Below are 16,343 nucleotides of genomic sequence, written 5' to 3'. Positions count from 1 at the left end.
TTGATGCCATTTCTCTTTATATTGTTACTTAGACAGGTAGGACATTTGATTTGTAGCGTTATTTTCATACCTCTATTTTATCAAAAGCCATATTGTTTTTTTCAGCATACTTTTTGAAACACCACCATCGTTTAAGTACCAGTCGACCGTTGGGTGCTTTGCATTTTCAGAAGCCTAAATATCTGGATTTTAGTGTGGAAGCAGGACAATCCTATTTTATTAAATATGATGAAGAAAATATCAGCACGCGGCGTAGTGTCTCGGGGCCCTTCATGCTCATGCCGGAAAAGGTCGGTCTGAATGAAATTGCTTTTACTCAGCTTAAATCTCACAGTTTTAACTTTGTGGCGCAAGATCAGGAAACTGGCCAGATTCGCAAAAAAGCCCAGAAAATTGAACCAACTGCTTATGATCCATCATTAGATGTACAGTTGAAGGCACCTTTTAAACTTTGGGATCCGCGTACTTGGTAATGGAACATTTTCTAGAATAAATATAATAAAAAAGCACCGATAGAGGGTAATGTTGATCAGTTAAGGAGTTTAGAAATAGACTCTTTAATTTTTTAGTCATTCACAGCGGAGTATTAATTTTATAAATCAAATTCTTGTAAATTATTTGTTACTTTGGTTTCGCCCAAATGAGAAGCTTCGCAAGGAAGGCATCTTGCGGAGCAACACTCCTCATCCGCAAAACTCGTCAGCCACCATCGACTAGGGTCTGTTGACATTTTCTGTTCAAAAAAATAGCGAGAAAGTAAAATTTAATCGCCAAACCAAATTTACTTCTCGCTATGCCTCGTACAATGCTGAATGATCAACACTAGTCTAAGTTACTTTCTATTTTCCGAAATTTTGATATCTATTTCAAATCTAATTTGAGAAATTTTGTCGAAGCAATACTTTATAGAATAAGAACAGGCTGCCCATGGCGTGATTTGCCTAAAGAATTTGGTTCGTATAACTCAATCTTTAAAAAATATAATCGTTGGTGTAAAAATGATAAGCTAATGAAAATATTTAAATTAATTTCTTCAAGTACTGATATGGAATGGGTTTTTATTGATGGTAGTCATGTTCGGGCACACCAACATTCTGCTGGAATAAAAGATCAGGATATTTCTAAAAGCATTGGTGGAAATAGTTCTAAAATACACTTAGCTGTTGATGCGGATGGCAATCCAATCGAAATTATTATCTCCGATGGAACGATACATGATGTCAAGATTGCTCCCAAAATGATTGAAAAACTTGATTTGAGTGAAACGGAAGTATGTTGTGCAGACAAAGGATATGACTCTGAATCATTAAGAGAACAAATATCTGCGAAAAAAACTAAAGCGAATATTCCAAGAAAATCAAATACTCAGTCAAATAATGATCATATGGATTGGTATTTATATAAAATCAGACACTTAGTTGAGAATGCATTTTGTAGGTTAAAGCAGTTCAGAGGAATAGCAACACGATATGATAAGCTAAAGTGTAGCTATGAGGGGGCAGTTGCATTAGCTTGTATATTTATTTGGCTACCTTTATCGGGTAAATTCTATACTTGAAATGTCAACAGACCCTAGTAAGTTTGTCGCAGAAACAATCATTTTTAAATCTTGCGGTGCAATACACCTCATGCCTCAAACAGTTGCGGATGACTTTTCTATCTATCAGATATAATCATGAATTTGAAAAAGAAAATGCCAGTCAATTCCTTAACTGACTGGCATTACCGATAGAGGGTGCTTTTTTATTGCAGTCAAAATTAGCCTGCAGCAGCGTCCACGACTGGAATCTTACCAATTTTTGCTTGCCAGATTTTAGGTGCAGTGGCGTGAATAGATGTACCATTCACATCAACTGCGACAGAAACCGGCATATCTTTCACGACAAACTTGTAAATTGCTTCCATACCCAAGTCAGCAAAAGCCACCACTTCAGCTTCACGGATCGCTTTCGATACCAAGTAAGCAGCACCACCGACAGCCATCAGGTAAGTTGCCTGGTTGTCTTTAATGGCTTCAACGGCAGCAGGACCACGGTCTGCTTTACCGATCATGCCGAACATGCCAGTTGCTTCAAGGACTTGACGTGTGAATTTATCCATACGCGTAGCCGTTGTTGGACCAGCAGGGCCTACAACTTCATCACCGACTGGATCGACTGGACCGACGTAGTAGATAAACTTACCTTTCAGATCAACCGGAAGTTCTTCGCCATTGTTAAGCATGTCGACCATACGTTTATGTGCAGCGTCGCGACCAGTATAAATCGTACCGTTTAGAAGTAATGTATCACCTGGTTTCCAAGCATTCATTTCTTCTTGAGTAATTGTATCGAGGTCAACACGTTTAGAAGATGAAGAATCCCAAGTGACTTCAGGATAGTCTTCAAGTTTTGGTGCGATGATGTTGGCAACACCCGTACCATCAAGTGTGAAGTGTGCATGACGAGTCGCAGCACAGTTCGGGATCATACCGACTGGCTTACCCGCAGCATGACATGGATAATCTTTGATTTTAATATCAAGAACAGTGGTTAAACCGCCAAGACCTTGTGCGCCAATACCCAAAGCATTCACTTTTTCGAAGATTTCGATACGAAGTTCTTCAAGTTTAGATTGTGGACCACGACGAAGTAATTCGTCCATGTTGATCTCTTCCATCAATGCTTCTTTGGCAAGCATCATGGCTTTTTCAGCAGTACCACCGATCCCAATCCCGAGCATACCTGGTGGACACCAGCCTGCACCCATCGTTGGAACAGTTTTCAGTACCCAATCTACGATTGAATCAGATGGGTTCAACATTGCGAGTTTAGATTTATTTTCTGAACCGCCACCTTTGGCTGCTACAGTGATATCTACTTTATTACCAGGCACAAGCTTGTGGTAAATCACGGCAGGAGTGTTGTCTTTGGTATTCTTACGACCAAAAGCAGGATCGGCCAGAACTGATGCACGAAGCACGTTGGAGTTTTCTAAATAACCCTGACGTACGCCTTCATTGATTGCATCATCCAGGCCCATGGTTAAATCGAATTTAACATCCATGCCCACTTCAACAAATACGTTGACGATACCGGTATCTTGACAGATTGGGCGGTGGCCTTCTGCACACATGCGTGAGTTAATTAAGATTTGCGCGATCGCATCTTTAGCAGCTTTGTTCTCTTCACGATCATACGCACGGCTCATCGCTTGGATAAAGTCTTGTGGGTGATAGTAAGAAATGAACTGAAGCGCATCTTTAACCGATGTGATTAAGTCATCTTGCTTGATAATAGTTGTCATACAAATATCTCTTGAGCGGGCTGATAGCTAGCGGGCTAAATTATAAGACAAAAGAATCGGGTTGTGGGCATTTTGGGCGAGCATTGGCCGAAAGTTTATAGTTTAAGCAATCTGAAGGACGACTTGAGCAGCTCAGCGGGTCAAATATGACAGTAATCGGTCATATTTAGTGTCATATTTCAGATAAAAAATACGCATAATTTTGCTTATTCCGTATTAAGCGATTGAATTTTATTAATTATTTTAAATTTAATAAAAAACCAGATTGTCATATAACTGTCATAAAACTTTTACATAATGCAGCTATTGAAACGGGAGATCTTAACAATGGTTACAGGTATTTTAATGGCAAGTGGTTTTTGTGTATATATCGCTGCAACTTGGATGTACGGTCAGAAAGAAGATCAAGCCTAAGCTTTATCTTCTTTTTTATTTTAAGACATAAAAAATTAACCTATCTTCAAATCTTCAAATCTTCAAATCTTCAAATCTTCAAATCTTCAAATCTTCAAATCTTCAAATCTTCAAATCTTCAAATCTTCAAATCTTCAAATCTTCAAATCTTCAAATCTTCAAATCTTCAAATCCAGTTATAAAAATATTTGAAAACTCAAATTTAAAAAGCATCTCTCCTATAGCTTACTCAAGCCATGTTGACCATTTACATTTTTAACCCAGAAAAACTCAAAGCCTGAAAACCCTTACACATGTGGCATTTTTTATTGCTTAGACTGTTTCTCTCAACTTCTAGAAACAGGCAAGTAGAATGAACAATTTTAATGCAAGTGATATTAAAGAACATGCTTCAGTCATTGCTTCATGTGGTACTCAAGTCGGGAAGGTAGACCATTTAGAAGGTCAGGATTCAATTAAATTAACAAGAAGTGATGATGAAAATAATGAGCATCATCTGATTCCCTTGAGTTGGGTAAGCGAAATCAAAGACGATAGCGTAGTGCTCAATAAAACAGCAGAAGATGTGCGTAAAGAGTGGACCACCTTATAAAAAATTAAAGTCAGTGGACTGAAAAGCAGGGCTGTCTCAGCTTAATTTTTTATGTCACAGACTTTATTAGTAATCGTTGAAAATGCCAGTTCGAAAGACTGGCATTTATTATGCGTAGTTGATTCTTTTTTATTTGGTTTTGCATTCTGCCAGAAATGGATTTTGAGCCTGTATAATGATTTTATCTGAAAATTTCCCTTCATATTCAAAACCATTTTGTATGATTTTTAGCGTTTGAAAACCATATTTTTCCTAGGCACGACTTCCACCTAAATTATGTCCAAAGACTATCAAGCCTAAACTTTTGAGTTGTAATGGCTTAAAGAAAAACTCTTTGACCAACTTGAGCGCTTCACTGCCATAGCCTTGAGCTGTCCAAGTGATCGTTGAGATGGCAATACAAAATTCGGCATGTTGAGCACAAGATTGATTTCTAGAATTCAAAGTTTACCGATCATTTCATCATGATGGTTTAAACAAATCGCAAAGTCATAACGGGTTGGATCAGCCAAACAGCGCTGAATATGTGCCTGCATATCTTCAAGTGTAAAATGCCATTTCAAGCCGGTCATATAACGCATTTCATCGATTTGCGTGAGCGCTAAAAATGTGAGCAGATTTTCAACTTTCAGTAAGTGTAAGTAGATGCGATTCCATTTAAGATCAGTGCTGATTTGATGCTCTTTGAGAGCATTTTTTATTTTTAGAAACGTAATCGACAGATTATAGAATGTCCGACTTTAGAACAAAAATGATTAAAAAAACCACCCCATCTTGCGAGAGGGTGGTGAGTGCGGAGCTATTAAATTTATTGAGCCTGCTGTTCTGTCTGAATCGCGGTTAAGGCGATGGTAAATACAATATCATCGACCAAAGCACCACGAGACAGGTCATTCACCGGTTTGTTCAAGCCTTGCAGCATTGGCCCAACACTGACTACATTGGCAGCACGTTGCACAGCTTTATAAGTCGTATTACCCGTATTTAAATCCGGGAAAATAAAGACATTGGCACGTCCGGCCACTTGTGAATCTGGTGCTTTTTGACGGCCAACACTTTCAACCGAGGCAGCATCATATTGTAATGGCCCATCAATTAGCAGGTCAGGACGACGTTCTTTGGCGATTCGTGTTGCTTCAGCCACTTTCTCGACATCGGCACCCATACCTGAAGTTCCGGTAGAGTAAGAAATCATTGCAATCCGCGGGTCAATGCCAAAGGCTTTGGCAGAATCTGCCGATTGAATCGCAATCTCGGCCAGCTGCTCTGCATCTGGATCAGGATTAATCGCACAGTCGCCATAAACATAGACTTCATCTGGCAGCAACATAAAGAACACAGAAGAAACCAGTGAATAATCGGGTGCAGTCTTGATCAGCTGAAAGGCAGGACGTACGGTATTGGCCGTGGTATGTACCGCGCCAGAGACCAGACCATCAACCTGATCCAGCGCCAGCATCATGGTGCCGAGCACCACAGTGTCTTGCAACTGTTCACGCGCTTGCAGTTCGTTGAGTTTGCCTTTACGTAGCTCGACCATCTTGTCGATATAGTTGTCACGAATCAGATCCGGATCCAGAATTTCCAGATCTTCAGGCAATTCGATACCACGAGCTTTTGCCACTTCTAAAACAGATTCGGGATTGGCCAATAAAATACATTGTGCAATGCCACGCGACTGACAGATTGCTGCAGCTTGTATCGTACGTGGTTCATCACCTTCAGGTAATACAATACGTTTTTTGGCCGCAATCGATTTTTGTACCAGTTCATGCCGGAAGGCTGAAGGCGATAGACGTGGCTTATAAGAACCATTCAACATCTGACCGAGCCATTCCGGATTGATGTGACTCGAAACAAAGCGCGTGACCTGATCTGCACGTTCCGTATCATCTACTGGAATTTCATTGCTGAGATTTGTCAGTTTTTGTGCGGTTTCAAAGGTGCTAAGCGGTGTATGTAAAATTGGTAAACCTTGTTTGATGGCGGTCTGGCAAAATTCCAATACGTGATCATTTGGCTGATGATGTTCAGTTAGCACCAAGCCAGCCAAAGGAATACCATTGCTGCTGGCCAGACTGCTTGCCAATAACACATCAATCCGGTCAGATGCACTGATGATCAATTCACCTGCTACAAACTTATGCAATTCATGTTCAATATTGGCCGAAATCAGGCTGCTGTGCTGGACACGGCGCTGTTTCGCTTCGCCTTCATTAATCCAGTAGGCCTGAATATGTGCCGCCAGATCAGATATACGCGGCACACTTAAAGTTTTACTGAAAGGCACCAGTCCAATTACAGGTAACTTTTCTGAACCAATATGTGGATGGGTTTGCTGGATGGCACGAATAAATTGTGTGGTTTCTTCTGCAAGACGTAAATCCGGATCAAGCGTTACAGGAATCTGTGCAGATTCTTCAGGCAGACCTTTGGTTCGCATCAACAGGATGCCAGACAGGCGGGTTGAACTGGCGCCACCAAAGTTGCGAATCTGGTTTTCAACTTTATCGGCAGTCTGACCTGGCTGCTGGATATTGGCATTGCTGACCACAATCACTTTGGCATCCAAAGCCTGCGCCAGCGAGGCATTCAGATCATCGGCAAAACTGTCCTGAGCATTTGGCAATAGACCTTCGACAATAATCAGGTCATGCTGTCTGGCAATTTGACGATGCAGACGTACCGCTTCTTCCAGCAGTTCATCCTGTTCACCCAGATTAATCTGCTGCAAGACTTTGCTATAACGGATTGGTTCAACAGTTTCACTTTGAGAAATATGACGATACAAAGCCGTAGTACGGTCTTCGACTTCATTCAATTCCTGAGCAAAAGGTTTGAGAAAGCCAGCTTTAACCCCTTGGCATTCCAGTGCATAAATCAGGCCTAAACATGCAGAAGTTAAGCCTACGCCTTCCCCAGTGGGAACCAATAGAATCGTTTTCATAAGTTACGTCAGTCACACAATAATAAAAATCAGTTAAAAAGTGGCCCTGCTTGCTTATGCAAGCGCTACCTCAGCTTCAGACTTTTTTGCGTTTTTTTGCTCCACTTCAAGTTCTACAACGCTATGTACTTCTTGAGCGATACGACCTTCTTCGTCTGTTGGCACTACCCAGATTTGTGGACCTGTACCTGAATCGATACGGCCTTCAGTGCCACGTTTCAGGTCATTATTGGCACTTTTATCCAGGTTGAAGCCGAAGTGGGGCAGATAAGTCATGGTTTTTTCACGGATATAGGCAGAATTTTCGCCAATACCGCCAGTGAAGAACAAGCCATCAATACGTGGCAGACCACAGCTCAGTGCTGCCAGAGATTTGGCTAGACGGTAGCAGAATACTTCAATCGCCAATGCAGCATCTTCATTGCCTTGTTCCGATGCTTCAATCAGGGTACGCATGTCATTCGACAAATCAGACAGACCTAACAGACCGCTCTGGCTATTCAGCATCTTGTCAATTTTATAGATATCCCAACCCAGATTTTTTGCCAGGAAGCTGTGCAGGCTTGGGTCGACATCGCCACTGCGGGTGCCCATGACAATACCTTCAAGCGGGGTTAAGCCCATTGACGTATCTACACTTTTCCCATTCCACACGGCACAGGTCGAGCTGCCATTACCGAGATGTGCTGTTAACCAGCCGCCTTGTTTCAGGCTACCTGCCAGTTCAGAACCACGGTCTGAAACATAAGCATGGCTGGTGCCGTGGAAACCATAACGACGCACACCATGGGCTGTATATAAGAATTTTGGCAGGGCATAGCGATATGCATGTGCTGGCATGCTTTGATGGAATGCGGTATCAAATACTGCTATTTGCGGTAAGTCTGGGAACAAGCGTTTGGTGGCTTCAATGCCAATCAGATGTGCCGGATTGTGTAAGGGCGCAAGCGGCGTTGCTTCACGAATCTTTTCAATAATTTCATCATTGATCAATTCTGCTTTGGTCAGGCTGCCACCATGTACCACACGGTGACCAATCGCATCTGGGCGATAGTTAGCCAGACGCTCCAAACCAACTTCAAGGGCTTTTTTATGGTCGGCAAAAGGAATATGGATATCGACCGGTTCGTTACCGACAGTCACGCCTTTGATACGAGCATTCTCTGTGCCTAAATTCTCAGCTAAACCATGAATACGGAAGTTCTGTTCCTCAAGAAGTAATGCAAACTTGATTGAAGAAGAGCCACAATTAATAACTAATACTGATTTAGACACGATTGATTACCCGATTTTTAATTAAAATTCTCGTCCATTGACTTGATCCAGTGATCAGCAAAAAAGCACTAAGCTGAATCAATATTGATGTTTTAACATTTGTTTTTTTTCTGTCCTAGATAGACTTTAGCAGATTAGACTTAAGCATTATCGACCAGACTGACAATAATAACTAAAATTTATCAGTTCATAGTTTTCATTTATAAATAAAATGATGCTGAAAATATAATCAATAAAGCTGCCAAATTCTATTTTCAATGTCGTACTGGAACAGATTGCTTTCAGTTTAGTGCCTAAAACAGCAAATATGACTTATACATACAATTCTATACAGAGATTCATCAATAAAATGACCCAAAGGTTCTGATCCATTTCGGTTTTAATTTTTATATCCATAAAAAATCAGCCTTGCGAACAAAGCTGATTTTTAAAGTGATCATCTGAAATAGTTATTGGCGAATCTGACCATCACCAAATACGATCCATTTTTGTGAGGTCAGGCCTTCAAGACCAACCGGACCACGGGCATGAATTTTATCGGTTGAAATTCCGATTTCCGCGCCTAAGCCATATTCAAAACCATCAGCAAAGCGGGTCGAGGCATTGATCATCACCGAACTCGAATCGACACCGGCCAAAAATTCACGTGCCAGACTGTAATTTTCAGTAATGATCGAATCGGTATGATGTGAGCCATACTGATTAATATGTTCAATCGCTTCTTCTATGCCAGAAACCACTTTGATGGCCAGAATTGGGCCCAGATATTCGGTATACCAGTCTTCTTCAGTGGCCGCAATCACTGCATCAGCAAGAATGCGCTGGGTTTCTTTGCAACCACGGAGCTCTACTTTTTTCTCCTGATAAAGTTCTGCGATGCGGGGCAAGAACTCTTCAGCGACTTTTTCATCGACTAGCAAAGTTTCCATGGCATTACATACGCCATAGCGATGGGTTTTGGCATTTAAAGCAATGGGTAAGGCTTTTAACAGATCCGCCTGTGCTTCCACATAGATATGGCAATTACCATCCAAATGTTTGATCACCGGGACACGAGCTTCTTCAGTAATGCGCTCGATCAGGCTCTTGCCGCCACGAGGTACAATCACATCGACATATTCGGTCATGGTAATGAGCTGGCCGACTGCAGCACGATCAACGGTATTGATCACTTGTACTGCTGATTCTGGCAGGCCGGAAATTTTCAGCGCATGTTGAATTGCCGCGGCAATCGCCTGATTGGATTCCAGTGCTTCTGAACCGCCACGTAAAATAATCGCATTGCCTGATTTCAGCGCCAGTGAAGCCGCTTCCAGGGTCACGTTGGGACGTGATTCATAAATCATGCCGACCACACCCAAAGGTACACGCATCTTGCCCAGTTGAATGCCAGATGGGCGATAAGCCATATCGCTAATTTCACCAATCGGATCTTTCAGGCCAATCACATCTTTCAGGCCTTCTAACATACCTTTAAAGCGTGCGGGGTTGAGTTCTAAGCGATCAAGCAGGGCACTGTCCAGATTGTTATTATGCGCTTTGGTCATATCTTTCTGGTTGGCAGCCAAAATAGCCGGCTGGCTATTTTCCAAAGCCGTATAAATAGCCGATAGTGCGTTGTTTTTGGTTTGGGTGGACGCACGAGCCAAAATGCGAGAAGCCTGGCGTGCCTGCTGTCCTACTGTTTGCATATATTGTTCAATAGACTCTTGCATAGCGCTTTGATCACTTAGAAATTTCACTTCGATATTAACAGTCTGCTGCCGGACAATGAAGCCCATCTGTTAAAAATCATCCGTTTTCGCGGACTTCTAAACATTTTGAAATTGTTTTCTGTTTAAAAGCAGATAAGTGGTCGCTGAAGCGGTTGCTTGTGAAAAGCCGCTCTGTATAGAATGAAATAAGCGACATTGAAGTCATATATAATTATTAAAGAGCAGGATGCGTGTTCAGGCTCATCGGAATGTGTCTGAAGCATAAGATCTGTTAATCATGACTTTCACAATAAAAATAAGGCAAGGACGGAGGAAAAGGAAAATGAATTCCATTATCCACATGGATGCCCATGTATTGGATTCGCAAAGCCATTATGGTTTTTTTGATCTTTATGATAAGCACAGTTTTAAGCAGCCAGCACGAAGCACCTGGATGGATGGCTGGAAAATCGAATATATGGCGATTGCCCGTCCGGATACCTTGCATCTCAGGCCGATGGTGATCATTGGGGGCGCCTTCCAGAATTTTAATTCCTATAAATATTGTGTCGAACAGCTCTTCGCTGCCGGCCCGATCATTCTGATTGACTTGCCTTCGATGGGAGCCAACCAGCAGATCAGCAATGTGGATACTGGTCTGTCGGCTGGAACTCTGGAGCTTGAAGACCTTGCTGCCATGCTGGGGCAATGGCTGGAGCAGATGCAACTTCCTCAAGTTTCAATTTTAGGCATGTCCTTAGGCTCAGTAGTCGCCTCCTGTCTGGCAGACCAGCGCCCTGAACTGGTGGATCGGATGATCCTGATGGGCGTAATGCAGAAAACCCGCAAAAGCTGGCGCATGCTATTGGAAGAATCCTTGCATCTGATGAAAGAACAGCGCATGGATGAATTTGGTCAGGCGGTCATTTTATATCTGGTCAATCATGCCCGTCTCAAAGAAACCCGCATGTCACCAACAGCAAAGCGCTTATTCTTCAAGCAGATGTCAGAATTCACGGTGACCGAACAAGAGCGTTATGATATTAACTGCAACCGTCTATTGCGTCTGACCCACGTGCCGATTCCACAGTGCAAGGTTCTGGTGGCCTGTGGTCAATATGACAGTTTTACCTTGCCACATGAGAATGCCAATTTTGCCCTGCAATGTCCAAATATGCAGTATGTACAAATTGCCGGTGCTGACCATGTGCCTCAGTTGCAGCGCAGGAAAGAAACTATGCATCTGTTTGCCACCTTCTTGCGTGATGAAGCAGTCGAGCAGTTGCCGGGAATTATTCCGTTTAGCCGTGAACAGATGCAGCAGATTGAACGGCGCGGTGAAGAACGGATTTGTGTGCAACAGCCACAACGTTATTTGAGTCATCGTCATTCGGATCTGCTGTTGAATGTAGAAATTATCGACATGAATTTCTTTGGAGTATTGCTGGAGTTGGACGCAGGACAGACAGAGTGTGCCGCAGCTTATCCGCGTGATCTGGCCTTGCATCTGGAAGATGAAAACGGCGAGTTCAAGATCGAATGTCTGATCTTTGAACAGGATGAGACTCAAGTGCGAGCCCTGTTTAAACATGGCAGTTTTGAAGTGGCAGAACGTTTATTGGCTTTTGTGCAACAACAGAAAATCCTTCAGCAAGAAGACGCTTTCGATGCAGTGATTTAATCGGGGCTTAATAAAAAAACAGCGTCATTTAACGCTGTTTTTTTTCACTGCATGAATCATCCAGACCAGATCACCGAGATGTTCATCCTGCTCCGGTGTCAGATTTTGCTGACGAGGCTCGGCAAAATAACGTTGCGGTTGTTGTACCTCAACCTGATTGAAACCGGCATCTTGAAAAAAGTGCTGTAATTCTTGGGGGGTTTTAAAATGAAAGGTAAATGCACTGCGTGACATGAATTTAAGCAGACGGCTACAGCTCCAAATAAAATTCGCCAATTTATTTTTGACGGGTTCCGGGTAAATGTCGCTAAGGTAATGCAAGGCTGGAAAATGTCGTGCATTCTCTGCAATACCTTGCAACAGAATACGCAACATGCGTTGATCAAAGTAATTAATCAGCCCCTCATTAATTACCACCAAAGGTTGGTCGGGATCAAACATCTGAAAGATACAGTCCAACTCTTCACTAAAAATATCTGCAGTGAGCACTTCGGGAGCCTGCTGATCAATCTGCTGCAAGGCTTGGGTCTTGATTCTGGCCATGTCGGGAAGATCCAGTTCGCGATAATCAATCTCGGGAAATTTTTGCCTGAAATTCCAGCTACGTGGAGACAAACCGCAGGCAATTTCAAGAATCTGAAGTTGTGGATGTTGCTCGATCAACTGACACAGATGTTCATCAATCATCTGATGACGCTGCTTGAGTGTGGTACGCATACTGCCACCCACAGAGCGTTCTGCCCATACTTCGAGTGGATGTAGCAGTGTGGCCAGAAACTTGCCTTTAGTCGTGGCAAAGACCGGATGTGAGATTCCCATTTGATACCAGATATAGCCGGTATAATGTGCTGTAAAAGAAATATGGCGATGCTGCGAAAGTGATTTTGGCATAGGGTTCTGACCTTATTGTTATTTTAGTTGGGTGCTACAGAAGTAACGCCTTTTAACATCATAATAAAAAAGGAACACTTTGTCGTGTTCCTTTATCATCTTGATTGGATTTAAAAAGTTTCAGCTAGTCTGCTGCTTGAATACCAGTATTTCATCACGAATCTTGCGCCATTCATCACCCAGATCCAGTTCAGTGCCAATTTGAATCGCTGGAATTTGACCGCGCATACGTTCTAAACGTTCCTGATTTGGCAACGGCAGGTCGGCAATGCCTTCCAGTGCAATACATTGTGCTGCACGATCATTACAGACCAGCCCCATATCACACCCGGCTTTCAGTGCGGCCTGAATTCGGGCATCGGCACCGCCTGCCACACAGGCGGCCTGCATGCTTAAATCATCCGAGAACAGAACGCCGTCAAAACCGAGTTGCTGACGCAAAACTTTCTGAATCCAGAATTCCGAGAATCCGGCCGGATTGGGATCTACCTGACTATAAATCACATGCGCTGGCATTAAAGCATCGAGTTGCGGCTGTAACTGGATAAAGGTCTGCATGTCTTTTTGCTGAATGTCTTCATAGCTGCGCATATCAATGGCTGCGGCAACATGTGAATCCGCTTTGACTGAACCATGACCCGGGAAATGTTTACCGGTTGAGGCCATGCCGGCACGTTTCATCCCTTTTAAAAATGCGCTGGCCAGTGGAATAATATCTGAAATATTTCTGGCAAAGCTTCGGTCACCAATCACATCACTGATGTCGTTTAAATCCAGCACCGGCGCAAAACTGAAATCAATCCCGACAGCCAGTACTTCAATCGCCATCAGCCAGCCGCATTTTTCGGCCAAATCTAAAGCACGCTGCGAATCATGAGCATACAGTTCGCCAAATTTCCCCATCGCAGGGAGCAGGGTAAAGCCCTGTCTTAAGCGCTGCACACGTCCACCTTCCTGATCGACTGCAATCAAAATATCAGGACGAATCTGGCGCATGTGATCGGTTAAGGCACGGACTTGAGCCGCAGATTCGATGTTACGTCCAAATAAAATGACTCCACCGACTTGCGGCGCACCGAATAGTTCAATATCTTCTTGAGTCAGGGTTGTGCCTGCGATGTCGAGCATCAATGCGCCAATCATATGCGGAATCCGTTTTAGAATTTTTCCGGGAAACAATACCTGATTTCTGCAATGATTTGCTACACTTTGTCAGCACAGAATATGATAAAACTACACGACATAAACATATTAAGTTGTTTAAGATGCTGAATACTTTAAATTCTGGTCGAAAAGCAACACAGTCACATTGGTCTCTAGGCCAAGGAAGTACGAATTATTTATGAAATTTCAAACGATAGCTTGCGCCGTTGCGATTGCGACAGGTGGCTTCTTTTTTACCCATGTCGTGAATGATGCGATTGCAGCCAATAGTGCAGAAGTGGTCAGCAAAGCCATTCAGCCATCTCAGGAACAGGCATTGGTATCACGTCAACTGGCGACGCTGGTGGACCGTCAGCACTATTTGAATATGCGTCTGGATGCCCAGACTTCGCAGCGTATTTTCGATTTCTATATCGATAGTCTGGATCCGGAACATAGCTTATTTCTGGCACCAGAAGTTGAAAATTACAAGAAACGTTATGGGGCCAATTTCGGTGCTCACCTGAAAGCTGGCAATTTGTCGGGTTCTTATGAAATCCATGCGCAATATCGTCAGCGCCTGACTCAGTTCTATACTTATATGCTGGATGAGCTGAAAAAACCACAGAACCTGAATCAGCCAAATGTCTATATCGAAACGGATCGTGAAAAAGCACCATTCTTTAAAACTGAGGCTGAACAGCGCGCGCACTGGTCAAAAATGCTGGTGTCCCAGCTGATCAATCTAACCATCAGTAAAGAAGAAGAACAGGCCAAACAGAAAGCACTGAAGGCCAATCCAGAACTGGCCAATGGACAAGACCTTACCGGTCCTGAAGATCTGACGCCTGCACAAACCTTGACCAAGCGTTATACCCGTCAGCTGGAACGTGTCAGCCGGATCAAGAGTGATGATGTGCTCGACAAGACCTTGAATGCGATGATGCTGACCTATGATCCGCATAGTAATTATTTCCCGCCTGTAGATGCGATGGAGCTGAATCGTCAGACCACTTTGCAGCTCGAAGGGGTTGGGGTCTCGATTCGTCCTGAACGTGGCAATGAAGATTACACCAAGATTGAAACCATTGTCGAAGGTGGTCCTGCGAGTAAATCCGGTCAGGTGAAATCGGGTGATCGTATCATTGGTGTAGCCCAGGATGGCGAACAGATGGTCGATGTGATTGGCTGGCCAAGCAATGAAATTGTCGGTCTGATTCGCGGCAAGCGTGGCACTAAAGTCACTCTACGTTTACTCGGTGCAGGCGCGACCATGGGGCAGGCACGTAACGTGACCATTACCCGTGATGTGATTCAGGAAGAAGATGCCGGTGTGCGTACGCGTGTCGTCGACATTCAGCGCGATGGCAAGAAATATCAATATGGTGTGATTGAAATCCCGTCGTTCTACCTGAACTATCGTGCACGTCGTGCCGGTACAGATTATCGTTCAGTCTCTGAAGATACCAATAAGGCTTTAAAAGAACTGGCGGCCAAAAATGTTGCCGGGATTATTGTCGATTTGCGTAATAACCCGGGTGGCTCACTAGAAGAAGTGGCACGTATGTTGGGGCAGGTGATTAAATCTGGCCCAGTGGTGCAGATTCGTGATGGTAATGGCAATGTTAGCGTCTTTGAAGATGATGATGGCGGTGCACAAACCTATGCGGGTCCTTTGGCAGTAATGATCAATCTGGCCTCTGCCTCGGCCAGCGAAATTTACTCCGCAGCGATTCAGGATTATGAACGTGGGATTGTGATCGGCAGTACCACCACTGGTAAGGGTACGGCGCAGGTGCAACTGGATAGCTTGGCCCATGGTCAGGCGACACTGACACAGCGTAAATTCTACCGGGTGACTGGTGGTAGTACCCAGAATAAAGGGGTTGTGCCAGACATTAAACTGGTCGATATTTATAATGAAGAGTTTGGTGAGCGTAAGGCTAAAAATGCCTTGCAGTGGGATACCATTCCAACCGCACCGTTTAAACGTGAAGGTGCAGTACAGAAATATGTACCTGAATTGGCTAAACTTTCTCAGCAACGGGTCGTGCTGGATTCTCAGTTCAAGTATCTGGAACAGCGTAAGGCGGTGATGAAAAAAGCCGAGGAAGAAAAGCGTCAGGTACTGGACTTGCAACAGCGTAAAGCAGAGTTGATTGCCATGGAGCAAAAAACGCTGGAGGCAGAAAATACCCGCCGTATGGCTACAGGTCTTAAACCTTATCCGAACTGGGAAACTTATCAGGCTTCAATGGATGCACTGATTGAAACCCGTGCCAAAATGAAAGCCAAAGAGCGTCCGGCGCTTCCTGAAGAAGAAGCCTTTGTGATCGAAGCTGCACATGTGTTGCTGGATTATGCCAAGTTACAGGCCAAACAGTAACTTTTAAGCATGTCCATTTAAGTATCTAAGGATCT

At 43.5% G+C, this 16,343-nt stretch carries 12 protein-coding genes and 1 pseudogene; 5 read left to right on the top strand and 8 right to left on the bottom strand.

Translation table 11 applies throughout. The features are described from left to right. Positions 1 to 125: 125 nt before the first annotated feature. Positions 126 to 473 (top strand): annotated as a pseudogene (locus tag FTV30_RS10495) (hypothetical protein); the annotation flags it as partial. 368 nt (positions 474 to 841) lie between these two features. Next, positions 842 to 1,558 (top strand): IS5 family transposase, encoded by a 717-nt coding sequence (locus FTV30_RS10490; RefSeq protein WP_373683715.1) that lies wholly within the window; start codon positions 842 to 844, stop codon positions 1,556 to 1,558. A 200-nt stretch (positions 1,559 to 1,758) separates the two neighbouring features. Here FTV30_RS10490 and FTV30_RS10485 read toward each other — a convergent pair whose 3' ends face one another. Next, positions 1,759 to 3,285: a fumarate hydratase gene (locus FTV30_RS10485; RefSeq protein WP_074384007.1), complete on the bottom strand. Its 1,527-nt coding sequence runs from the start codon at positions 3,283 to 3,285 to the stop codon at positions 1,759 to 1,761. 766 nt (positions 3,286 to 4,051) lie between these two features. On the opposite strand from FTV30_RS10485, the gene FTV30_RS10480 reads away from it, so the two are divergent. Next, on the top strand, positions 4,052 to 4,291 hold the full coding sequence (locus FTV30_RS10480; protein ID WP_005095591.1) for a DUF2171 domain-containing protein: 240 nt from the start codon (positions 4,052 to 4,054) through the stop codon (positions 4,289 to 4,291). A 252-nt stretch (positions 4,292 to 4,543) separates the two neighbouring features. Here FTV30_RS10480 and FTV30_RS10475 read toward each other — a convergent pair whose 3' ends face one another. The 5 genes from FTV30_RS10475 to FTV30_RS10455 all read right to left on the bottom strand — a co-directional run bounded on the left by FTV30_RS10475 (position 4,544) and on the right by FTV30_RS10455 (position 10,228). After that, a complete protein-coding gene (locus tag FTV30_RS10475; protein ID WP_180001557.1) occupies positions 4,544 to 4,735 on the bottom strand; it encodes a hypothetical protein in 192 nt (63 codons plus the stop codon). Then, positions 4,732 to 4,872 carry a hypothetical protein gene (locus tag FTV30_RS10470; protein ID WP_157799602.1) on the bottom strand — a complete coding sequence of 47 codons (141 nt, stop codon included), beginning with the start codon at positions 4,870 to 4,872 and terminating at the stop codon, positions 4,732 to 4,734. The genes FTV30_RS10475 and FTV30_RS10470 overlap by 4 nt, the downstream gene beginning before the upstream one ends. 227 nt (positions 4,873 to 5,099) lie before the next feature. Continuing rightward, positions 5,100 to 7,238 carry a phosphate acetyltransferase gene (gene pta / locus FTV30_RS10465; RefSeq protein ID WP_180001556.1) on the bottom strand — a complete coding sequence of 713 codons (2,139 nt, stop codon included), beginning with the start codon at positions 7,236 to 7,238 and terminating at the stop codon, positions 5,100 to 5,102. A 54-nt stretch (positions 7,239 to 7,292) separates the two neighbouring features. Continuing rightward, positions 7,293 to 8,513 (bottom strand): acetate/propionate family kinase, encoded by a 1,221-nt coding sequence (locus FTV30_RS10460; RefSeq protein ID WP_005172750.1) that lies wholly within the window; start codon positions 8,511 to 8,513, stop codon positions 7,293 to 7,295. Positions 8,514 to 8,962: 449 nt separating this feature from the next. Further along, positions 8,963 to 10,228 carry a glutamate-5-semialdehyde dehydrogenase gene (locus FTV30_RS10455; RefSeq protein ID WP_034609142.1) on the bottom strand — a complete coding sequence of 422 codons (1,266 nt, stop codon included), beginning with the start codon at positions 10,226 to 10,228 and terminating at the stop codon, positions 8,963 to 8,965. Between the two features lie 322 nt (positions 10,229 to 10,550). Between FTV30_RS10455 and FTV30_RS10450 the strand changes: the two genes are divergently transcribed. After that, entirely contained in the window at positions 10,551 to 11,888 is a 1,338-nt protein-coding gene (locus FTV30_RS10450) for an alpha/beta fold hydrolase (protein WP_005172747.1), read from the top strand. Between the two features lie 24 nt (positions 11,889 to 11,912). Here FTV30_RS10450 and FTV30_RS10445 read toward each other — a convergent pair whose 3' ends face one another. Both FTV30_RS10445 and nagZ read right to left on the bottom strand, forming a co-directional pair. Next, positions 11,913 to 12,779 carry a class I SAM-dependent methyltransferase gene (locus tag FTV30_RS10445; protein ID WP_005172745.1) on the bottom strand — a complete coding sequence of 289 codons (867 nt, stop codon included), beginning with the start codon at positions 12,777 to 12,779 and terminating at the stop codon, positions 11,913 to 11,915. A 120-nt stretch (positions 12,780 to 12,899) separates the two neighbouring features. Then, positions 12,900 to 13,922 carry a beta-N-acetylhexosaminidase gene (nagZ, locus tag FTV30_RS10440; protein WP_005172743.1) on the bottom strand — a complete coding sequence of 341 codons (1,023 nt, stop codon included), beginning with the start codon at positions 13,920 to 13,922 and terminating at the stop codon, positions 12,900 to 12,902. A gap of 199 nt (positions 13,923 to 14,121) precedes the next feature. Here nagZ and FTV30_RS10435 point away from each other — a divergent pair, with 199 nt between their 5' ends. Further along, a complete protein-coding gene (locus tag FTV30_RS10435; RefSeq protein WP_100329248.1) occupies positions 14,122 to 16,308 on the top strand; it encodes a carboxy terminal-processing peptidase in 2,187 nt (728 codons plus the stop codon). Positions 16,309 to 16,343: the final 35 nt, after the last annotated feature.

Source organism: Acinetobacter sp. YH12255 (assembly GCF_013417355.1).
In the GTDB taxonomy this organism is placed as follows: domain Bacteria; phylum Pseudomonadota; class Gammaproteobacteria; order Pseudomonadales; family Moraxellaceae; genus Acinetobacter; species Acinetobacter pseudolwoffii.
This window is presented reverse-complemented; position numbering and strand designations above follow the sequence as displayed.